20 protein-coding genes are annotated in these 21,482 nt (G+C 62.8%); 1 reads left to right on the top strand and 19 read right to left on the bottom strand.

Features of this window, described 5'->3' with window-relative positions; genetic code table 11:
- The first annotated feature begins 20 nt into the window (after window positions 1–20).
- A complete protein-coding gene (locus SR3_RS09080) occupies window positions 21–2,924 on the top strand; it encodes a TonB-dependent receptor plug domain-containing protein (protein ID WP_169805592.1) in 2,904 nt (967 codons plus the stop codon).
- 428 nt (window positions 2,925–3,352) lie between these two features.
- Here SR3_RS09080 and SR3_RS09075 read toward each other — a convergent pair whose 3' ends face one another.
- From SR3_RS09075 to rlxS, 19 genes are all read right to left on the bottom strand, one after another.
- Window positions 3,353–4,579: a hypothetical protein gene (locus SR3_RS09075; RefSeq protein WP_068084117.1), complete on the bottom strand. Its 1,227-nt coding sequence runs from the start codon at window positions 4,577–4,579 to the stop codon at window positions 3,353–3,355.
- 137 nt (window positions 4,580–4,716) lie between these two features.
- Entirely contained in the window at window positions 4,717–5,619 is a 903-nt protein-coding gene (locus SR3_RS30515; protein WP_157098732.1) for a hypothetical protein, read from the bottom strand.
- Between the two features lie 180 nt (window positions 5,620–5,799).
- On the bottom strand, window positions 5,800–6,024 hold the full coding sequence (locus tag SR3_RS09065) for a hypothetical protein (RefSeq protein WP_157098731.1): 225 nt from the start codon (window positions 6,022–6,024) through the stop codon (window positions 5,800–5,802).
- A 95-nt stretch (window positions 6,025–6,119) separates the two neighbouring features.
- Window positions 6,120–6,401 carry a hypothetical protein gene (locus SR3_RS09060; protein ID WP_068084109.1) on the bottom strand — a complete coding sequence of 94 codons (282 nt, stop codon included), beginning with the start codon at window positions 6,399–6,401 and terminating at the stop codon, window positions 6,120–6,122.
- Window positions 6,402–6,519: 118 nt separating this feature from the next.
- Window positions 6,520–6,759 (bottom strand): helix-turn-helix transcriptional regulator, encoded by a 240-nt coding sequence (locus tag SR3_RS09055; protein WP_068084106.1) that lies wholly within the window; start codon window positions 6,757–6,759, stop codon window positions 6,520–6,522.
- Complete coding sequence (locus SR3_RS09050) at window positions 6,752–6,976, bottom strand: helix-turn-helix transcriptional regulator (RefSeq protein WP_068084105.1); 225 nt, start codon at window positions 6,974–6,976, stop codon at window positions 6,752–6,754. The genes SR3_RS09055 and SR3_RS09050 overlap by 8 nt, the downstream gene beginning before the upstream one ends.
- Window positions 6,969–7,199: a DUF2274 domain-containing protein gene (locus SR3_RS09045; RefSeq protein ID WP_068084103.1), complete on the bottom strand. Its 231-nt coding sequence runs from the start codon at window positions 7,197–7,199 to the stop codon at window positions 6,969–6,971. The genes SR3_RS09050 and SR3_RS09045 overlap by 8 nt, the downstream gene beginning before the upstream one ends.
- Window positions 7,199–8,446 carry a TrbI/VirB10 family protein gene (locus tag SR3_RS09040; RefSeq protein WP_068084100.1) on the bottom strand — a complete coding sequence of 416 codons (1,248 nt, stop codon included), beginning with the start codon at window positions 8,444–8,446 and terminating at the stop codon, window positions 7,199–7,201. The genes SR3_RS09045 and SR3_RS09040 overlap by 1 nt, the downstream gene beginning before the upstream one ends.
- Entirely contained in the window at window positions 8,443–9,483 is a 1,041-nt protein-coding gene (gene trbG / locus SR3_RS09035) for a P-type conjugative transfer protein TrbG (protein WP_084455253.1), read from the bottom strand. The genes SR3_RS09040 and trbG overlap by 4 nt, the downstream gene beginning before the upstream one ends.
- Window positions 9,480–10,274, bottom strand: coding sequence for a conjugal transfer protein TrbF (gene trbF, locus SR3_RS09030; RefSeq protein WP_068084096.1), 795 nt, complete (start codon window positions 10,272–10,274; stop codon window positions 9,480–9,482). Before trbF ends, trbG begins: the two co-directional genes overlap by 4 nt.
- A 3-nt stretch (window positions 10,275–10,277) precedes the next feature.
- Window positions 10,278–11,582, bottom strand: coding sequence for a P-type conjugative transfer protein TrbL (gene trbL / locus SR3_RS09025; RefSeq protein WP_068084091.1), 1,305 nt, complete (start codon window positions 11,580–11,582; stop codon window positions 10,278–10,280).
- A gap of 140 nt (window positions 11,583–11,722) precedes the next feature.
- Window positions 11,723–12,451: a P-type conjugative transfer protein TrbJ gene (trbJ, locus tag SR3_RS09020; protein ID WP_068084087.1), complete on the bottom strand. Its 729-nt coding sequence runs from the start codon at window positions 12,449–12,451 to the stop codon at window positions 11,723–11,725.
- Between the two features lie 14 nt (window positions 12,452–12,465).
- The gene (trbE, locus tag SR3_RS09015; protein WP_068084082.1) at window positions 12,466–14,916 is read right to left on the bottom strand and encodes a conjugal transfer protein TrbE; all 2,451 of its coding nucleotides are present in this window, start codon (window positions 14,914–14,916) and stop codon (window positions 12,466–12,468) included.
- Window positions 14,910–15,194, bottom strand: a complete 285-nt coding sequence (locus SR3_RS09010) for a VirB3 family type IV secretion system protein (protein ID WP_068084079.1) — start codon at window positions 15,192–15,194, stop codon at window positions 14,910–14,912. The genes trbE and SR3_RS09010 overlap by 7 nt, the downstream gene beginning before the upstream one ends.
- Window positions 15,191–15,478: a TrbC/VirB2 family protein gene (locus tag SR3_RS09005; protein ID WP_157098739.1), complete on the bottom strand. Its 288-nt coding sequence runs from the start codon at window positions 15,476–15,478 to the stop codon at window positions 15,191–15,193. The genes SR3_RS09010 and SR3_RS09005 overlap by 4 nt, the downstream gene beginning before the upstream one ends.
- Before the next feature lie 83 nt (window positions 15,479–15,561).
- Window positions 15,562–16,530, bottom strand: coding sequence for a P-type conjugative transfer ATPase TrbB (gene trbB / locus SR3_RS09000; protein ID WP_068084196.1), 969 nt, complete (start codon window positions 16,528–16,530; stop codon window positions 15,562–15,564).
- A gap of 41 nt (window positions 16,531–16,571) precedes the next feature.
- The gene (locus SR3_RS08995; protein ID WP_068084070.1) at window positions 16,572–17,000 is read right to left on the bottom strand and encodes a CopG family transcriptional regulator; all 429 of its coding nucleotides are present in this window, start codon (window positions 16,998–17,000) and stop codon (window positions 16,572–16,574) included.
- Window positions 17,001–17,040: 40 nt separating this feature from the next.
- A complete protein-coding gene (locus tag SR3_RS08990; RefSeq protein WP_068084064.1) occupies window positions 17,041–19,098 on the bottom strand; it encodes a conjugal transfer protein TraG in 2,058 nt (685 codons plus the stop codon).
- A gap of 215 nt (window positions 19,099–19,313) precedes the next feature.
- Complete coding sequence (rlxS, locus tag SR3_RS08985) at window positions 19,314–21,341, bottom strand: relaxase/mobilization nuclease RlxS (protein WP_068084062.1); 2,028 nt, start codon at window positions 21,339–21,341, stop codon at window positions 19,314–19,316.
- Between the last annotated feature and the right edge of the window lie 141 nt (window positions 21,342–21,482).

Raw genomic sequence — 21,482 nt, 5'->3', positions numbered from 1 at the left:
GACACACAGGGGGCGATACCATGAAAGTGACAGCTTTGCTTATGACCGGCACGGCAGCCGCCGCGCTGCTGAGCCTTCCCGCCTACGCGCAGGACACCAAGGCGCCGACCGCCACAGCAGACCAGCCAGCGGCGAGCGAATCCGCAGACGATCAGCGCAAAGACGCCGAGATCATCGTCACCGGATCGCGCATCGTGCGCAATGGCTATGCCTCGCCCACGCCGGTCACCGTCGCGGCGACCGAGGATCTGGCCAAATCCACCCCCGCCAGCCTGCCCGATGCACTCAACAAGCTGCCGCAGTTCCAGAACTCCTCCAGCCCGGCGCGCAGCAGCCACAATTTCTCCAACCAGCCGACCAATGGCAACATCCTCAACCTGCGTGGCGTGGGCGGCAATCGCACGCTGATCCTGCTCGATGGCCAGCGCGTGCCGCCCACCACCTATCTGGGCACGGTCGATGTCGATGTGATCCCCAGCATGCTGGTCAGCCGGGTGGATGTGGTGACGGCGGGCGCTTCGGCGGCCTATGGTTCGGACGCGGTGGCGGGCGTGGTCAATTTCGTGCTCGACAAGAATTTCACGGGGCTGAAGGGCAATGCGCAGGGCGGCGTTTCCGCGCGCGGCGACAACAACAACCAGCGGCTGGGGCTGGCCTATGGCACCAAGCTGTTCGAGGGGCGCGGCCATCTGCTGCTGAGCGGCGAGTTCTACAACAATGGCGGCATGCTGCGCTCCGACCGGCCGGGCGGGCTGACCAACACCGTCTATGTCGGCAGCGTGCCGGGCAGTTCCGCCTCGCCGGGCTCCGCCGCCAATCCCTACACGATCGTCAACAATGTCCGGTTGGCGATCTCGAATGACAATGGGTTGATCCTCAATGGCCCCGGCGCGGGCATGGTGGTGGATGGCAATGGCGGCCTGCGGCCTTTCAACCCGGGCACCACCACCGGCACCCCCGCCTTCAATGTGGGCGGCGACGGTTTCGCCATTTCCCCCACCGTTTCGGCGGTGGCGCCGCTCAAGACCTATCATGCCTTCGGGCGGTTCGATTACGACCTGGCGCCCGATACGAAGGTCTTCGTGCAGGGCGTCTGGTCGCGGGCGGATCTGCGCTACAGCAGCCAGTCCAACGCCTTTGTCGGCACCCAGAATGCGCCGGTCTTCCAGGGCAACCCCTTTATTCCCGCCAGCATCGCCGCCCAGCTGACGCCGGGGCAGGAGTTCGACGTCGGCAAATACAACGGCAACACCGGCAGCGCCCCCATCACCACCGAGCGCACCGACTTCTGGATGGCCACCATCGGCGCGGAAGGGCGCTTTGGCGGATGGAAGTGGAATGTCGATTATTCGCATGGCGATTCCCACCATCAGGTCCGCCAATATGGCCTCTATGACTATCAGAAGACCTATGCCGCGCTGGATGCGGTGCGCGATCCGGCCACCGGCAACACCGTCTGCGCCACGTCCCTGAGCGCCGATCCCGCGATCCGCTCACGTTTCGCCGGGTGTCAGCCGCTCAACGTCTTTCTGACCGGCGACGCCTATACCTCGCAGGCCGGCTATCGCTACGCCACCAGCACGCCCATGGCCTATGATGCGCGGATCCGGCAGAATTCGGTCGAGGCCTCGATCCAGGGCAGCCTGTTCAAGCTGCCGGGCGGCACCGTCGACATTGTGCTGGGCGGGGAATATCGCAACCAGACGCTGGACCTCACCAGCAACAGCGATCCCTCGCTGCTGGACACCACGGCGGAGCGCAGCGCCTATTTCGCCGGGCTGCGCGGTGTGTCCTCCACCTCGCTGTTCTTCTGGCTGAACAATGTGGGCGTGGCCCATGGCAAGCAGAATGTGAAGGAAGGCTTCGCCGAACTGAGCGTGCCGATCCTGAAGGATGTGCCCGGCTTCAGGCAGTTGAGCCTGAACGCCGCCGGGCGCATCACCGATTACAGCACCTCGGGCTCGGCCAAGACGTGGAAGCTGGGGGCGGTGTGGCAGCCTGTGCGTGACATTCTGTTCCGCGGCACGCTCTCACGCGATATCCGCGCGCCCAATCTGTTCGAACTCTTCGCCGGGGATCAGAGCGGCATCGGCCTGCTGACCGATCCCGTGACCAACACCTCGCAGAATGTCTCGACCGTGACCGGCGGCAACCCCAATCTGAAGCCCGAGGTGGGCAACACGCTGGCGCTGGGCACCGTGCTGACGCCCGGCTTCCTGCCCGGCTTCAGCCTCTCGATCGACTATTACCGCCTGCGCATCCGGGGGGCGATCGCCACGCTCAACGCGGGCCAGATCGTCAACAACTGCTATGTGAACTCCAGCGCGCCCGAATGCGCGCTGATCAGCCGCCCCACGGCGACCAGCTTCCCGACATCGGTGCGCGTGGCCGCCGCCAACATCGCCTTCCTGCAGACATCGGGCATCGATTTCGACGCCACCTACAACACCAACATCGGCAAGGGCCGCCTGACGACGCGCCTCTATGCCAACTGGCTGGACAAATATCTGACGCAGCAAAGCTTGGTCGCGCCCATCTACGATCAGGCGGGCTATGGCTCGAACAGCCCCACCGGCCTGCCGCACTGGCGCGGCACGCTCAGCGTCAACTATGCCACCGGGCCGGTGAATGTCTTTGTGTCGGAGCAGTATATCGGCGGGGTAAAGGTGGGCCAGCCCGACCAGCCCAACCAGAACTTCGGCGGCGCGCGCACCCCCGCCGTGTGGTACACGGATCTGACCATCAGCGGCAGGATCGAGGCGATGGGCGGCACGGTGGAGCCCTTCTTCACCGTCAACAATCTGTTCGACCGCAATCCACCGCTGGTGCCCGGCACCATTCCGGGCGTGAACCTGCCGACGATCATCTCGCTTTACGATACGGTCGGGCGGGCCTTTACGGCGGGCGTGCGCTTCAAGTTCTGAGCCGGGACGAACGGCTCAATCCAGAGCGCCGATGGGCGAAGCGGGGCGCCGGTCTTGATCGGCGCCCTTGCTGTATGACGATCGGCGCCAGCGATCCGCCATGGCGCCAATGCCTTGTGCCGCAGACCGGGACAAGGATGTCTTGCGGCCACAAAGATCTTATGAATTCAGCCACTTCGATGAAGTGATGGCGGAGAGGCAGGAAGTCACAATGGGGTGATAAGCCATTGATTTTTAAAGACTTATTCTGCGCACCTTCGACAAAGTACCACGGAAAGTACCACACCACGATTTTCTACTGAAATCACGCCGTTTCGACGCTGAGTTCGGCCCAGCCTTTTTCCACCAATCTGGCCGGTTTTGCAACCCCGGGGTGTTATTGTCCTAGGGCACTTGTCGCGGCGATTCGCATCCCCGAATCAGTGGGGTCAAAGCGAGTCGCGATCCGAGGATTTCAGGCGGGCCTCATTCAACTGCGACAATTGAGCTGCGCTTGACAGCGTGGGATCGGCCCTGAGCCTTTTCGCGAGCTTTGTGACCTCGCCAGCAAAGCTCCTGTTGGGTGACTTCCCCGGCTTCAGGCCGAGGTTATGCAACTCCGCTAAATCGAGTGCCATGAGCGCCACAGCTTCAGGAAGATCAGGCAGCAGGATGCCTTTGATCGATGCGATTTCTCCGAATTCGCCTGATGCCCGTATGTTGGCATCGAAGAAACCGTCTCCGATCACAATTCCAAGCGGCTCCCCGTCGAACCGCAGTTCGCCGTACGGCTTCACAATTCCTGCCTTCATTTCCCATGAGATTCGTTGCCGCACCTCAGCCAACCAACGTGCGAGCAGGACAAATTTGGTGTGGAAGGCGCGTTCCAGCGCATTCGTCCGATTCGAGGCGATCTCTAACGCCGCCGGGATCCGTTCGAGTTGATTCTCCAAGCTCGGACCATTGAAAAACGAGTCGGCGCTAAAATGGCGCAACTCGAGATATCCGAGACGTAGCTTGTCAAAATTGGCAGCGTAGCTCTTCGACTCTCCCTTTTTCATGTGAAGAAAATTGCTCAGCCCGGCTCCGTACAGCATCGCACCGCGCGGATCCTCCCGAAGATGCCTAAGCAGATCGACGCCAACCGCATGCCGTTGCAAACCCGTATAGGCAGTAAACAAGCGATCATTGGCCGACAGAAGACACAGCTCGTCCACACCCAGGATAAATTTAATGGGATCAATCTCGAGATCCGGGCCCGCATCGATGTTCACGTGCCATCCGCAATCCCGAGTAATCTCATTGGGAAACAGATTGAAATAACCATCCATATTCTCGATGGCGTCAGTGATCTCCTGTCGAACCAGATCCGCCTCTGCGAACGGCAGCGGCGGTGTCAGCAGCTCCACACCCGCAAGCCGGTCGACGGGCCAATGGATGGGATCGAGCCCATATTCGGAGATTACGTAGAAGCCGGGCTTGCGGACTGCCTTGGCGGGAGCGCTCCAGGGCCTCCCGGTATGCGCTTTCAAGGCAGAGGCGACGGCACGGCAAAACTCCGGAGTCGCCTCGTCCATCCCTCCGTACTTCAGTTCACGCTGGAAGCGGGGCTCTCCCAGATCTCCCAGAATGACCTCCAGCTCAAAGCCTGCGCGCCATGGATGCTCGTTCACCATGGCACACTGCGTAGCCGATTTCTCGGCAGTGTAAACGTAGCTGATTCATAGTCTTTTTCGATTGATCCGCTCTCACTGGGCACGGGCTTTCAAGAGGCGCAGGCCTGTCGCCTGGCGCCATCCCAAAAGGCCTCTGCTCATCGCGGTTTTTGTTCTGGCTTAGGTGAATTCGGTATCGTTCGTGATGCGGCAGTTGGTAGTTGCGGGACACGATCCGGCGACGCATGGGCTGCCCTAGGCATCTCTGTCGGCGCGACTTGGCGTTCCTTGACGATTCCACTCCAAAGGCCGAATTGCCAAACGCCCAATCCAATTCCCAAGATCGTCCCAAAAAAGCCGATCGCCTTTGCAGTCCGCCCCTCAAAAAGGCGATCAAGTCCAACACCCAAACCTTTGGAAGCTGTGCGCAGTTTTCCTGTCACCATTCCCCTAATGACCAGGAAAAAAAATCCCACCTTTGCCAGTGTTGAGTTATGCATCCTTATAAATTCATTATTTTGGAATGCCTGAACCTCCTCTTCTCCATTCAAATAATGCCGATGTACCCCACCATTCAAATCCCATAGGGACTTCATTTTTGGATGTGGGGCGTAGTCGGAGCCATACCTGTCAGCGAGGAGGTCATTCAAATTCAACCGACGTTCGACCGGAATTACGGGGGCGTCAAGGCCCCCAAGAACACGGAAACGATGCTCAAGATGCTCGAACCCGAAGGTCAGATTCCGCATATTCCAGTGAATCCAAAATCTATCGCGTCGATCTCTGGCAAATTCATAGAATTTTGTCAGTAGCTCCAACTCGATATCATCGAATCGATCTTTAACTTCTTCCCGCTGGATATGCAGCTCTTCTGCAATAGAATGGGTAGAAAAGCTAACCGTTTGTTCAGTGGCATAATGCGTAACGGCGATTGAAGTTATTCTTGGAGAAAGCCCTTCATTGTCATCATTGAGACTCTGACAAGAATAATGAACGATAAAGAAATTCTGGGGACGCTCTTTGATTTCCTTCACAAAGCGCCTGCTATCATAGATACTCAAGGGCTCCATTCCTTTCAGTCGAACGTGCCCTTCGAAAGAAATGAGTGAAGGCCGCCACGATATGGGGCACATTTAGCCTTAGGCTTGGCTTCAATCAACTCGCCAACGGCTCCGTTCGCGCATCTCTGTGCAAAATCGATTGTCTGCCTGGCAGCACTACCCTTTACTCGCATACATTCGTCAGTGCTGGATCGGCGCGCTCTTTGCAACTGACAGCACACAATGAGCCCAAGCACCGATATACTCACCGCGAACCTTATACTCTGGCCCTGCCTCGCTGGTCGCCAGCGCCGCATTACCGATCATATTTGCAAATTCCATCGTTGAGCAGAGACCATTGCGCTCGAAAAGTCTCGCGAGGACCGCCAGCACGGTGCCAAAAGCCATATGGGCATCATCATCCACGGATCATCTCCTTCATTCAGAAAACACAGGATTATCCGATTCGGACGCGGTGCCTATCCCCGAAAAAGGGGGGGAACTCTGATAATTTCGGGCTATCAGGCAGGGCGATCCCGATGATAAAATGCGCCGATCAGAACGATGGCTGCATTTTCCAAATCACCCGTCATCCGGTCAAATATTTCACCAGCCTCCGCGAGTGACTCCGCAGCCACCAGCCCGCCTTCCAGTTCCTGCTTCTCACGCTGAAGCTCCACTTCCTCCCGCAGGCTTCGCAAAGCAGCGCTGAGGGCAAGAGCCTTCTTCTTCATCGTATCGGCATCGGCCTGCCGCCTCACGGCACGCTGTGTTTCACTTTCGATCGGCATGATCACCTCCATTGACCTTTATGCTCTTCCCCGGATGCCCGGGATCGCCATCGAACCACGACCGTGATCTTTGGGCAGATGGTAGCAGCCTACGCGACAGAGTGACACAGGTCGGCCTTGGCGCCGCGAGCTAGAATTTCCGCTTTTTGCCCTCAAATCCATCCTTGACCTCTTTGATCCATGCGAGGATTTCTCGCTCGCTCCACCGTGACGCATAGCGTGTCAGCTTATAGGGCGCAGGGAAGCGTTTCTTGCGGATCAGGTCGTAGATCGCGGTTTTCCCCAAACCGACGCGCCGGCTTACCTCCTCGAATTTGAGAAAGCGTTCCGGCGGCGTCTGTAGTCCCGCCGCGCCCGGGGCATCAGCCACGGCAGTCCCGTTTCATGCGGGCGATCCATCCATCGATGTCCGCTTCGTTCCACCTCGCCGCGCCCGGCGACAGCTTCATCGAGTCGGGAAAGTCGCCTGCACGAATCAGCTCGTAGATCTTTGATTTTCTGAGACCAACACGGTCGACCACCTGCTCCATCGTGAGGTGGATTACCGGGGCGGGGGCGAATGCCGGACGGGTAAGAGAACTAGCCATTCTCCCCTCCCCCCTTGCTCCGCGCCTTGGCAAAGCCGCGGTCGCTTGCCAAAAATGCAGCGAGCATGTGAGGAACAAGCTCGACCAGCGGCTCCTCCTCACCGTAAGCGCGATTGTAGATCGCGGCATATTCGCTCAGCGCGCGATGGAGATCAGGCGAGACGCTGATGGTCAGCTTGACCGGCACGCGGTCGGGGAGCTTGCCCAGCTTGATGTCTGCCATCACGGCCTCCTTCCCATGCCCCAGGGTTGAGGCATGACGATGTCCTTGTGAACGACGACCCGCAGCGGCCACCCCGGTCGAACGGTGATGGTTGGCTGAACGTTAAGAGCGCGGCTGACGACCTGGTCGCCGGCACGCGAGACACTCTGCTGGGTCGATTGGCGTAGTGCGCGCAGCAAGTCGCTTTCATCGCTGCCGAAGCTGAGTTGCGCGCTGACGCCAAGCATGGTCGAGAGCACGACACCCTTGAGCAGTTGCCAAGTGTGGACATCCACCTTGTCGGCAAGACCAGCATAGCCCGAAAGGTCGCTGGCCGGGACATTATCGATCCGCACAGATGACCCGTCAGGCAGGATAATGCGCTGCCAGACGAGAAGAGCCCGATTCTGCCCATAGGCTACCACGCTGTCATAACTGCCGATCAGCCGTGATCCCTGAGGGATCAGGAGGTAATGGCCGGTCGCGCTGTCATAGGCATTCTCGGTCACCTGCGCCGTTACCAGCCCGGGAAGGTCCGATTTCAGGCCGGTGATCAAGCTGGCTGCCAAAACCGTCCCTGCACTGAGCGTGTAGGGTGAGGAAGCCTTGACCAACTCATGCGGGTTGGCGTCCCCAGTGCCATCCTTCGCCGCCAGGAAATCGACCTTGCGCTGCTGACTCCCCGGGTCATGCTCGGGATCCAGCGCCAGTTTTGCGCCCGGAGCCGCGTCGTCTTCGGAAGCCTTGACCTGAGGATTGGTGCTTCCAGCGACAGTCAGCGGCTGCGTCTCGTTCCGGCCGCCACCTGCGATCTGAACCATGACACCCGATTCGCGTGCGGACCGCCGTTCCGCCTCATTTTTCTGGTGCTCGGCGAGTGCAGCCTGAGCGGCCGGGTCCGTCGCCCCGGCAACCGCTCCGGCTCCCAGAGACTGCTGGTGGTCGAGGATCGGCTTGCCTAGATCACCCGGCAAGGCCGGCCCAAGCTGCGGCACATCCCCGTAATTGCGTGGAGCGCCGGCCAAGGCTTCAGGCGTAGCCTTTGCCACGGGCGCGGCCTGATCGCTCTGCGCGGCACCGCCCACGGGTGAAACGTGACGCAATGAATACCACGCTATCCCGCCGACCAGTACCGCTGCCACCGCGCCGCCGCCGATGATGATTTGGCGACGGAACCGTACCACGCGCCGAGGTATGCCCCGCAAGACCAGCGTTTCCGGATCGAGCTTGGGATTTGGCGGGGGCGCCTGCATGTCGGTCTCGCTCATGACGCCCTCCGCCGGTTGCCCGATTGCGCTGCAACCTCCGCCCGGGTGATACGCACGATCGCCTGCTTCTTCGTGCCCAGACGCAGCTCTGCGGCGGCGAACAGGCGGTCGACGATGTAGAAGTGGCCGTTCATCCGGTAGTTGACGAGTTGGGCTTCGCCCTGCGCGCCCAGGATAAAAAGCGGAGGTGCCTCGCCGACGCCAATCGCCACGGGAAACTCGATGAAGGTCTGCCGGCCATCATCAAAAGCGCGCAGCGGGCGCCATGCCGGATCATCACCGCTGATCGCATAGGCAAAGTTCAGATGATCGAGCGACAGCCCCGCCGCCGGTGGAGGTGCCTGCTCCTGAGCCGCTGGCGATGGCGGTGTCCTGTCGCGCTCGGCCTCCTTTCGGCGAATTGCGATGAGATCACCCTCGGGATAGCTCCAGGAGATCGCAGCCATGGCCGTGCCCGGCGTGCTGGCCATCTCGAGATGATAGGTCCGCCGGTCCGTCGCAATGATGAGATTTGTGGCGAGGCCAGCCGAGAAGGGTTTGACCAGGATATGAGCGCGCTTGCTCTCCCCAGTCCCGCTGCTGGTGTCACCGACCGTCCAGCGCACTGTATCACCCGCCGCAACCGAGCTTATCGTTTCTCCTGGCTGAAGAGTGATGTCTGTCACGGTGCCGGGCGCCGCCAGCAGACGATAAAGCGCACCGTCGCTCCAGGCATAGACCTGCACGGCGTTGATGAAGCCATGCGCCACAGGCTCCTGCATGGCGCGCCGATTTGCTGTCCTCACGCCAAGCGCAACGGCAGAGGAACGCGAGCGAATGGGCTTTCTCATGATTGTCCTCCGCGCACGAGGGGGTGTCGGGACTGGCTGAATGATGGGTTGCGCGACGATCCTCGGCGCGGGCGGTGGAGTTGTCGTCGCTGGGGACGCCATATCCGGAGTGGCGGCGCTCGATTTGCCGGGAATAGCCAGGCTTTGCGCGTGGGCGGGAAGGACGCTGGCCATCAGGGTCAGCGCCGCGATCAAAAGCATCTTCATGGGTGGATCTCCATCTGGGGCTGAGCGGAATTGGGAGGCGTCGTCGCGATCGCCGCAGCTTCTGAGCGCGCGGGGATGGCGGGCAAGGCCAAGGGCCTGTCTACGGGCGCATCGAATTCCCGACTCCAGTCAACGGCATCGACATAGAGTCCGAGTGGGTTTCGGCGCAGAATGTCCGGGCTGCGCGGCGGTTTGAGGGAGACGGTCAGCATCGCGGTCCAGCGGCTGGTGCCGGTAGGCGCTCCGCGCTCGAACGCGCTCTCCACCCATTTGACCTGGAATGAAGAGGGGCTTGCTCGCACGACGCTGGTCACCGTGACCGAGACTGTTTTCTCCCCGGCACTGGCAAAGGGATCGTTGCCTCGAGCATAATCGCCGAGAAACAGCGCTCCGCGGGGCGAGACATAGTCGTAAGCCCTGAGCCAGCTTTCGCGCATCAGCACGGGATCCAGCGATCGCGAGCGGACATCGCTGATGAAATGCGACAGAAACCAGGCAATCTGGGGGTCGGTGGGCTGGTACTCGGTTTCCGCTGGCGCGATCGCCTGAGGCTCGCCGAGGTGATCGACCGCTACGACATAGGGCACGACACGGCTTTGCAGCGACTGCCAGATCAGCGCGAGCGACAGGCCGCTCGCCAGTGCCAGCGTGCCAAAGGCCATCAGTCGCCAGTTACGGGCCTGCACCCGGGCAGAACCGATACGCTCATCCCATAGCTGGCCGGCTCGCTGCCATGGCGTCTCCGGTTCGGGGCTTTGCCCGTAACGCTGGACAGGACGTTTGAAGAGCATGACTTACTCCTTTTCATCGATGTCGGGATTGGCACCGCCACCACCCCGGTCGCCCGATTGCAGGGCATGGATCGCCATCTGGCGGCGATGACGTTCTGCTTGTTCGGATTGGAGCTTGCGCGCCCAAGGTGGTGCGCCCTCACCTTCGCTCTGGGCGGGAGCCGCAGCTTCTCCTTTCGTGGGGGGCCCTTGGGTCGGCCCCTGCCCCTGCGCACCGGTGTCGGAAGGGCCTCCGCCCGGCTCGGGCGCCTCCGCTGCGCTCTTCATCGAGCTCGCGGCGGCGGCACGCGCCGCATTGTAGATACCGCCGAGACCTGCGCTGACGGTCGAGGCACCCGCTTCGGCCTGCCCGGCGCGATAGGCACCGACGACCGATGATCCCGCACGAACTGCGCTCAACCCTGCACCTGCCACGGCGCGAGCCGCTCCAATGCCGGCACCGCCCCCGGCGGCTACTCCTCCGGCCACCAGCGCGCCGGTCGCCATGACCGAACCGGCGCCAAGCTGCGGCGCGCCGGAGACCAGACCTGTCGCGATGCCCGGGGCGAAAATCCCGAGCCCCAACAGAGCCAGACTGGCCAGCACCAGACTCATGGCTTGGGCGATATCGGGCTGCTGCCCCTGAAGTGCTGCCGTAAACTGGGAGAAATAAGTCGAGCCGATCCCGACGATGACCGCCAGCACCATCACCTTGATGCCCGATGTCACGACATTCCCCAGCACTCGCTCGGCGAGGAAATTGGTGCGGTTCCACAGGGCGAAAGGCACCAGAATGAAGCCGGCCAGACCTGTCAGCTTAAACTCCAGGATGGTGACGAAAAGCTGGACCGCCAGGATGAAAAAGGCGAGGATCACGATAAGCCAGGCCAGCACCAGCACTGCGATGGTGAGGTAATTGTCGAAGAAGCTGGTGAACCCCATCAGCTGGCTCACCTGCTGGAGCAGCGGCCAGGCCGCTGAAAAGCCGGTGTCGGCCAGCTTGCCGGGTTTGAGAAGGTCGGCCGCGCTGATCGTATTGCCGCCGGCAGTCAGTCCTGCCTGCTCGAAAGACCGGAAGATGATGTCGGCCAGGGTCGAGTAGGAATTGATGATATAGGCGAAGGCGCCGATATAGAGGACCTTCTTGATGAGCCGGGCGATGACATTATCCTCGCCGCCCAGGGCCCAGAAAAGCCCCGCCAGCGTCATGTCGATGCCGATCAGCGTGACGGTCAGGAAATGAACGTCCCCGCCCAGCAGGCCAAAGCCGCTGTCGATATAGCGGGTGAAATCGCTCATGAACTGGTCGATGATGTTGAGGTCGCCCATGGGATGGTTTCCTCCTCAAGAGTCTGGCGGAGAGCGGAGACAAAGGGCTGCGGGGCCCGCTCGGGAGCGCGGGAGACGGGGCCCCGCAGCAGTCAGGCGAGGTCGAGAGCTCGGGCGGCCTCGCCCTTCGGCAGGTGCCCTCAGGGTGTGGTGTAGGCGCTGCCGGAACCGAGGAACTGGGTGACCGCGCTCTGCGCATCGGATTGCGACTGGGTCCGATTGGCCTTGTCGAGGGCTTCGGCGTGATATTGCGCCGCCATCAGGTTCTGGATCTGGAACTGCTGTTTGGCGATGAGCGCGAGCAGCTGATTGGTCGCCTGGGTAGCCTGAAGCGAACCCTGCGCGCTCTGGCTCCTGTCTACGATCCCCGACAGGTTCGAGGCGTCAGCACTCACATTTTCCACGATCTGGGCCTGAACCGTCATCGTCTGTTTGAAGGCCGCCATCGAGGCATCCATCCGGCTGCGCGCGGCCGTGACATGCTGGCTCATGGTCAGCGCCTGGTTGAAGCTGGTCGGGAACATCGAGGAGAATTCCTTGTCGATGTTGGCGACCTTGAACTCGAGCGACTGCGCCTGGCTCATCAGCGAATTGATCGACTGCATGGTCTGCGAGAGCGCGGAAAGCTCGGGAAAGCCCATGGTAAGCAAGTGCTTGGCCTGATTCTGCAGCATGGTGATCTGATTATTGATCTGCTGGAGCGTGCGTGCCGCCGTCAGGATATTCTGGCTGTAATTGGTGGGATCGAACACCGTCCATTGGGCCTGAGCGGGCGCCGCGGCGAAGCACGATCCCAGTACCATCGAGAGCGCGAGAGCGGATGTGAGGATCGGTCCGCGGCGGGGCGATTGGTTGCGGCATGAGGACATGGCAATTTCTCCTTTCAAAGGGACAGGGATTCGGAAAAGCTGGTGACGAGATCGGCGGCCCAGTCGATGCCGCGCGCAGCGAGGAAAGCGGCCGCAAAATCGGCACCATCGCCGCGCTCCGGCCACCGGGCGACGAGGCTGTCGATCAGGCGCTGGCTCTCGGGGTCGGATGAACCGGCCAGCACCAAGGTCAGCGGACCAAGCCCCAGCTCGAAGAGCCGGTTGCCGCGCGAGGATTGCAGGTAGTAGTGGCGCTTGGGCGTGGCCCTGCTGATCAGTTCGATCTGGCGGTCGTTGAGCCCGAAGCGTTCGTAGCTTGCCCGGCTCTGGGGTTCGACGGCGCGATCGTTGGGCAACAGAATGCGCTGCGGACAGCTCTCGATGATCGCCGGCGCGATCGCGCTGTCCGCGATATCGGCCAGACTCTGCGTGGCGAAGACGACGCTGACATTCTTCTTGCGCAGGACCTTGAGCCATTCGCGGATGCGGGCGGCGAAGAGCGGATGGTCGAGAAAAACCCAGGCCTCATCGAGCACGAGCAGGGTCGGCCTGCCGGTGAAGCGCTCTTCGAGGCGATGGAAGAGATAGGTTAGCACCGGCGCGATGGCACCGGCATGGCCCATCAGCGCCTCGGTTTCGAAGCATTGCAGCGAGGCGACGTGGAGGTCGTCATGGGCGCCATCAAGCATCGCACCGAATGGGCCTTCGAGCGTGTAGGGCGTGAGCGCCGAGCGCAGCCGGGTGGACTGGAGCAGAAGCGACAGGCCGGTGAGCGTGCGTTCTTCCTCCGGCGCGCTGGCGAGGCTCGAGAGCGCCGACCAGACCATATCCTTGATTTCCGGGGTCATCTGGACGCTTTCGGCGGAAATGAGCGCGCCGATCCACTCGCCCGCCCAGGCTCTTTCGTCGAGCCGGTCGATATGGCGCAGCGGCTGAAAGGCCATGGGCGCATGTCCCTCCGCTCCGCCGAGGCCCAGCGCGTGATGCGATCCGCCCATCGCCAGCACCCCGGCGCGCGCCGACAGACCCTTGTCGAAGATATAGATCTGGCTGTCGGGGTAGCGGCGGAACTGGAGCGAGATCAGCGAGAGGAGCACCGATTTGCCGGCACCTGTCGGACCCGCGATCATCATGTGCCCGACATCGCCGACATGGGTCGAAAAACGGAAGGGAGTCGATCCGCTTGTGCGGGCATAGAACAGCGGCGGCCCACCCAGGTGATCGTTGCGCGAGGGTCCGGCCCAGACCGAAGAGAGCGGCATGAGATGAGCAAGATTCAGCGTGTGGATCAGGGGCTGGCGGACATTGGCATAGACCTGCCCCGGCAGGCTCGAAAGCCAGGCTTCGACCGCGTTGACGGTTTCACGAATCGAGGTGAAGCCGAGGCCATTGACGATGCGCTCGACCGCGCGAACCTTTTCCTCAGCCCGCGTGCGATCGACATCCATCACCGTGATGGTGACGGTGAGGTAGCCGAAGGCGACGTGATCGCCACCCAACGCCTGCAGCGCGAGATCGGCATCGACCATCTTGTTGTCGGCATCGCTGTCCATCAGTTGGACAGGCTGGTTGTACATCACCTCGCGCAGCAGGGCGGTGACGGACTTTCGCTTGTTGAACCATTGGCGCCGCAGCTTCGTCAGTTCCTTCGTCGCGTCGGTCTTGTCGAGCGCGATGAAACGGGTGACCCAGCGATAGCCGAAATCCTGATGGTTGAGCGCGTCGAGCAATCCGGGCCTGGTATGGCCGGGAAAGCCCATCACACTCACCGTGCGCAGATGCGCCTCGCCCAGCATCGGCTCGAGACCGCCGGTAAGGGCTGTGTCGGCGAGCAGACCATCGAGATACATGGGCGTTTCCGGGACGGCGACAGCATGCCTGCGCATCGAGATGGCTCCATGGAGGTAGGTCAGCGTCTCGGCATCATCGAGTGGCGCAATCTCGGGAATGAAACCCGTGAACAGATCCAGTGCCCGGTCCGTCTCTCCGATGAAGCGGGTCAATGCCTGGCGCCAATCGCGCCCCACAACATCATCGCTGCGTTCGATCAGCGCGCGCCCGGCGGCATCAGCCTGATCGGGTGGCGGGAGGAATGTAAGGCTCAGAAAATAGCGGCTCTCGAAATGCATGCCTGCCGCCTCGAAGTCTGCGCGGCGCTCTTCATCCACCAGCCAACTCGCCGCATCCGGGAAATTGCTGCGTGGATAAGCGGCGGCCTCTGTGCGCTCCGCCTCGATATGGAGCGCCCATCCCGAGCCGAAACGACGCAGCACGTTGTTCGCTCGCGCCGCGACCGAGAGCAGTTCGGCCTGGGTCGCCGATTCCAGATCGGGACCGCGAAAGCGCAGCACCCGCATGAAACTCCCATCCTTGTTGAGCACCACGCCCGGCGCCACCAATGCTGCCCAGGGCAGATGGTCGGCGAGGCGATCGGCGCGGCTGCGATATTCGCGCAGGTTCAGCATGTCAGATGTCCTTTCTGGCGCAGGTGCCGCACCAGCACCGCTGCGAAATCGGGATCACGCCGGGCGGCAAACACAGCCAGCGTGTGGCCAAGCGCCCAGGCGGCGAGGCCCGCGATCCATTGCTGGAGTCCCAGACCTAGGGCGGCGGCCAACGTGCCATTGACGATCGCAAGGACACGCGGCGCACCGCCCAGCAGGATCGGCTCGGTCAGCGACCGGTGCAGCGGCACCTCGAAGCCCTCGATCATGCCGCCCTCCGGGCTGCCGAGCGCGCTCATGCGATCAGTGCTCCGCCCGCGAAGCTGAAGAAGGTGAGAAAGAAGCTCGAGGCCGCAAAGGCGATCGAGAGGCCGAAGACGATCTGGATCAGGCGACGAAAGCCGCCCGATGTTTCGCCGAAGGCCAACGTGAGACCCGTCGTGATGATGATGATCACCGCGATGATCTTGGCGACCGGACCCTGAACCGACTCAAGGATGTTGTTGAGCGGGGTCTCCCAGGGCATGCCGGTCCCCGAGGCCCAAGCCTGACCGGTCATCGCCAGCGAAACGGCCAGCGTCATGCTCGGCAGGGTCAGGCACCGCCCGAGCAGGGAAAGTTTCAAGTCGTGTGCCCGGCGACCGGACATGACGGGGCATTGTATTTTCATGAAGCGTCTCCTTGGGTGGTGGGAATTGCGAGGTCGGCGACCTCGTAGTGGCCGAGGGCGTCGAGGCCCCGGACTTCGGCGATGGTCTCCACGCGGCGCGCACGTCCGCGCCCGGCGATGAAGACGATCAGATCGATGGCCTCCGCGATGAGGCGCTTGGGCACGGTGGCGACGCTTTCCTGCACCAGGCTCTCGAGCCGATAGAGGGCGGCGCCCGCGCTGTTGGCATGGATCGTTGCGATCCCGCCGGGGTGGCCGGTGTTCCAGGCCTTGAGCATGTCGAGCGCCTCGGCGCCGCGGACCTCGCCCACGACAATCCGATCGGGCCGCAGGCGCAGGGTCGAACGCAGCAGGTCGGCCATGGTGACCCCGCCGCTCCCGGCAGCGCTTGCCTGGCGGGTGCGCAGCGCCACCACATCGGGGGCAGCGCATTGCAGCTCGCGCGTATCCTCGATGAGAATCACCCGCTGTTCCAGATTGGCCATCTCTGCGAGCAGCGCATTGGCAAGGGTGGTCTTGCCCGAGCTGGTACCTCCCACGACCAGGATGTTGAGCGCCTCGGCGACCGCCTGGGCCAAACGTTCAGCCACGGCACAGGTCATCATGCCGTCGGCGACATAGTCCGCGAGGCGATAGATCCGCGAAGCCGGCTTGCGGATCGAAAAGCACGGCGCGAGGCTGACGGGCGGCAGCACGCCCTCGAAGCGCTCCCCCGCCCCCTCACCATGCGGTGGCAATTCGGCAGAGATGATCGGCGCCCCGGCATGGGTTTCTGCGCGGGCATGACTGGCAACCAGTCGGATGATCCGCTCGATCTGTGTCGGCTCGTAGATCGAACCTGTATCGTGACGCCCCTCACCCAGCCGGTCGATCCACAGGCGACCATCGGGATTGACCATGATCTCGATGACGCTCGGGTCGGCCAGGGCAGCACCGATCATGGGGCCCATGGCGGTGCGCAGCATCGAACGTCCGCGCTGGCTCGCGACGGTGTCGCTGACCGCGCTCACCGCGAAGGCTCCTCGACGCGAACCTCAGCCTGTCGCGGCGGCGGAAAGCTTTGCTTGCCGCTGGCCATGGCCTCGCCGACACGGGCCACGAAGGCATTGAAGCGGTCGCGTCCGACCGCGCGCGCCACATCGTCGGCTTCGGCAAGCGGCGCTTGCACCATCAGCTGGTACCGGATGAACAGAGCGAGGCTTTCGAGGAGGATATGGCCGTCGCGCTCGACCCTCCCCAGGGCCAGCGACATCCGGTCCAGCCGCTGGGCGAAGCGATGTTCGAGATCGCTGGCGGCCTGCCGATTGAGCCAGGCTGTCAGCGCGTCGGTGAGGATGCCCGATTTCGAAGCGCCGGCGCGCGCGGCCAGAGCCTCGAACCGGTCGCTCAGATCCAGAGGCAGGAAGAGCTGGTAACGGACACGTTGAGCTTTCATGGACTGGACTTCCTTTGGCTGGGGAGAATGGGGCCCGGGCTCAGAAGCTCGGAAGGGAGTCGCGGTCGGCGCCGGGCCTCTGCCCGTCGCCCTCGTTCATTGCTCGGGCCCGGGTCACCGCACTGCCGCCTGCAGCACGGTCCATCGTCGACTTGTCGCTCGCCGGATCGGCGTCGTCCTTGTCGAGGCCGAGGAAATCGAGCTGGCGCGGTGGCTGCGAGGGCAGTTTCTCTTCCTCAAGCGCGGGGTGGCGCTGCTGCTCGCGCCCGCCATCGCTTTCCTCACCCGGCGCTTCGATCAGTGCCGCGAGCCTGGCATCCGGAAAGCTGGTGACCACACCCCAGTTGTTGATCACGGAAGGTGGACGATCAGGATAGGGGCGCGGACGCCCGCCCAGCGGCCCCAGATCCGGCGACGGCAGGATGCGCGCGAGGAAGTTGGCATCGGAATAGTAGCGCAGCTTCTTGGCGCGGATCGGCTCGAGCCCCGCGATCATCACCAGCTCATCGGAGGCGGGAAGCTGCATGACCTCGCCCTGTGTCAGCAGGGGACGCGCGGTCTCCTGCCGGCTGACCATCACATGGGCCAGCCATGGAGCAAGTCGGTGGCCAGCATAATTGCGCATCGCCCGCTGCTCGGTGGCCTGGCCCAGTGCTTCGGAAATGCGGCGCGCGGTGCGCTCGTCGTTGGTCGCGAAGGCGACACGGACATGGCAGTTGTCGAGAATTGCGTTGTGCTCGCCATAGGCCTTGTCGATCTGGTTGAGGCTCTGGGCAATGAGGAAAGTCCGCACGCCGTAACCGGCCATGAAGGCAAGGCTGGTCTCGAAGAAATCCAGACGGCCTAGGGCGGGAAACTCGTCGAGCATCATCAGGAGCGGGTGACGGCCCGACTTGTTGCCCTGCCCCTCGAGCTTTTCCGTGAGGCGTCGCCCGATCTGATTGAGGATGAGGCGGATCAGCGGTTTGGTGCGGCTGATGTCGGACGGCGGTATCACCAGATAAAGCGAGCAGGGCCGCTCCCCGTCGACGAGATTCGAGATCATCCAGTCCGAGCGCGAGGTGACCTTTGCCACGGTGGGGTCGCGATAAAGGCCCAGGAAGGACATCGCCGTTGAAAGCACGCCCGAGCGTTCGTTCTCGCTCTTGTTGAGCACTTCACGCGCCGCCGAGGCGACCACCGGATGGACCCTGGGGTGCTTGCGCGTTCCCAGGTGATTGGTGCTCATCATCGCCTTGAGCGTGGCGGTGAAGGGGCGCTGCGGATCGGAGAGGAACGAAGCGACACGCGCCAGCGTCTTGTTCTCCTCGGCATAGAGGATGTGGAGGATGACGCCGACAAGGAGAGAGTGGCTGGTCTTCTCCCAGTGGTTGCGACGCTCGAGTGCGCCATCGGGATCGACGAGGATGTCGGCGATGTTCTGGACGTCGCGCACCTCGTTCTCGCCGCGCCGCACTTCCATCAGCGGATTGTAATGAGCCGACCGCGCGTCGGTGGGGTTGAAGAGCAGCGCGTGGCTAAAGAGCGAACGCCAGCCGGCGGTGAGCTGCCAGTTCTCACCCTTGATGTCGTGGATGACCGCCGAGCCGGTCCATGAGAGCAGGGTCGGGACCACAAGACCCACGCCCTTGCCCGACCGTGTGGGAGCAAAGGCCATGACATGCTCGGGACCATCATGGCGGAGGTAGCGTCCATCCAACTCCCCGAGAAAGACGCCGGCATCGGCATGAAGCCCTGCGCGCTCGACTTCCCCGGGCTCGGCCCAGCGTGCGGATCCGTAGGTCGTGACATTCTTTGCCTGGCGCGCGCGCCAAAGGGAGCCGATGATCGCCGCACCGCAGCCCAGGAAGCCGCTGGCACCGGCGATCATTCCCGCCTCGGAAAAGATATGGGGGGCGTAAGCGTCGAAGTGATACCACCAGACGAAGATTGCCCAGGGGCGGTAGAAAGGAACGCGGACGAACGTGAACCAAGCCGGCCCAAGTTCCGGCTGCCACGCCAGGCGCCACGCCGCCCATTGCGTGGCGGTCCATATGCCGGCGAGGACAATCGAGAACACGGCCAGAATCTGGCCGAGCAACAGCTTGGTCGGGGTCATGGGGGAGGCTCCAGAAGGAGTTTTCGTCCTGACCCAAGACTCTCACGAATAGCGCTTTTTGTGGTAGGGCCCAACGACCGTCAGGGACCAGTTTCTACCGTCAATGGCGTCGCGCTTTTCACAAACTGCCTCCGGGCGAGTCGGCGGTGATCCAACCGGGCCCACCGAGTCGCCGCCGCAGAAGACCCCCGGTAACCGTCACACGCGGGAGGTTGTCAGGGGATCGTCGGGCCGCCGCGGTCGCGCCCGAAGCTCCAACTGATCGAACCTTCGCGCATGATCCCGGAAACGCTCTGGCCGATCCGCTTCTCCAAGACAGGCCGCCAGGGAACGAGGGTGAAATCCCTTGAACGCTCGACCAGTGCGTGGCGCCCCCCCGCCAGTTCAATGGTACGCAGGAGCTTTCCCTCGATGCGCTGACCCGGACCGATCTCTGCAAACGGCAGCTCCAGCTCCTCGGAAAGGACCCCCGCCACCCTCAGCAATTCGCGGCGCTGCAGCACGGCCAGCATATCGGCGCGCAAATGCAACTCGCCGTTCCGTTCGCTCGCCAGCTCCTGCTCGACCAGCCACTGGCGGCGCATATCGAGCGCGCCGCGAACCTCCTGCCCGAAGCCTGCCTCACGGAGCGCCACCGGCTGCGCGCTCGCCAGTTCCCGATCGAGCCAGGTCGGTGCATCCTCCCGAGCGAGGCGGGCCAGCGATCCTGCCGCGAGCAGGTCCACGGTGACCGGCCTGTCGCGCAGCTGGCGCGCCTCGAAGACTGCAACCTTTTCCAGATGATCGGGCGCAATCACCCAGCTCCCGTCATCCTCGCGCTCGATCGTCCGCATCGCGCGGCGCATGGCCTCGAGCCGACGCACATGCGCCTGCGCAAAGGCCTCGGTCGCGCCAGGGTCATGCCGGAGATGCGCTTCAACACCATAATGACCCCCATGCGCAGCGGCGACCTCCACGATCGTGCGATCCGCCGGGCGTATACCCCCGTCGCGCGGCGTGACACGCACGACTGCACCTGCCGGCAAAAGTTCGGTCGCTTCTCCCTTCCCGATCGCGACATAGTGAGATCGACCATCTACACCATCGACGATCACAAAGTGGCGATCCTCCAGTTCGTCGGCCAGGCCGCGCATGATAACCCGGCCCGTGATCGGCTGCGCACCGATCGCCGCCGGATCGAACACCCGCTGGTCCACGCTGGCGCGTTCCACGTTTCGCGCGCTCAGCTCGCGCTGCATTGTCCGGATGATATCTCCCCTTTCGCCCATCCGACGCAGCGTGTCTTCAAGCCCCTCCGCCAAGCGCCATCGCGGGCCCTCAACGTGCTCTGCCAAGCCCATCGCTTCGAGCTTGCGCAGTCTCCCCACGCGTTGACTCTGTTCGACTCCGCGGCTTCCGGTGGCAAGTGTCACCCGCGCATCATCCATGTCGCGCAGAAGCTGGCGGTCGATTGCGGTCAACCGCTCCGCCTCCACATCGCGGGCCAGCCGCTCGGCTATTTCGAGGTCGGTGCGCGGTCCCAGATCCATTGTCACGATCCGCATCGCCTGCTCGCGCATTCCACTCGAAATATACTCGCGGGCAATAATCAGATTCTGCCCGCGGTCGTCCTTGCCGCGCAACACGATGTGTGTGTGTGGGTGACCCGTGTTGTAGTGATCGACAGCGACCCAATCGAGCTTCGTCCCCAGATCTTCCTCCATCTGCTGCATGAGACGGCGAGTCAGAGGCTTTAGATCCTCATATTGATCGCCATCCTCGGCAGAGACGATGAAGCGGAACTGGTGCCGGTCGCCGTCGCTCCGGTCGAGGAACGCCTCACGGTCTGCCTGATCCTCCTGAGCGCCGTAGAGCTGGCCCGGCGTGCCGTCGCGATTGACTCCGTCGCGCTCGATATAGCGGAGATGGGCGCGCGCCGCAGCCATCCTGGTCCCGCCGCCCGCGCCTTTGCCGGCCAGCATGCTGAGGCGCGCCTTGACCACCACGCGGCGCGAACGAAACGCGGCATGGCGATCGCCTGACGCAAGAACGCGGGCACGCGCCGCGCCGCGCCCGATCCTACTGCCGTCGAAGCGGCCGCGCCGCGCACCTCCACGCCCGCCCGCCCGGCGGGCTGCCCTGATCACCTGATTGAGATAGCGGCGCGTACCCGGCCTGTCGGCGGGGCGTCCGAGATGGGGCTCGAAGTCATCGTCCACGGGGCATCCTTCCACGGCTGGAATGACGCTCCACGCCCCAAACATGCCACAGGCACCTGAGACCGCAAGTCCTCTTGCGGAGAGACAGCGGCAATGGCGGATTCGCGGTCATTTTAAGTCCCACATCTCGCGGCGGGTACCGTTGTCTCGTGAATTCTCCGGAAAAAAAGATGTGCAGACAATCAC

The organism is Novosphingobium rosa NBRC 15208, from assembly GCF_001598555.1.
Classification (GTDB): Bacteria; Pseudomonadota; Alphaproteobacteria; order Sphingomonadales; family Sphingomonadaceae; genus Novosphingobium; species Novosphingobium rosa.
This window is presented reverse-complemented; position numbering and strand designations above follow the sequence as displayed.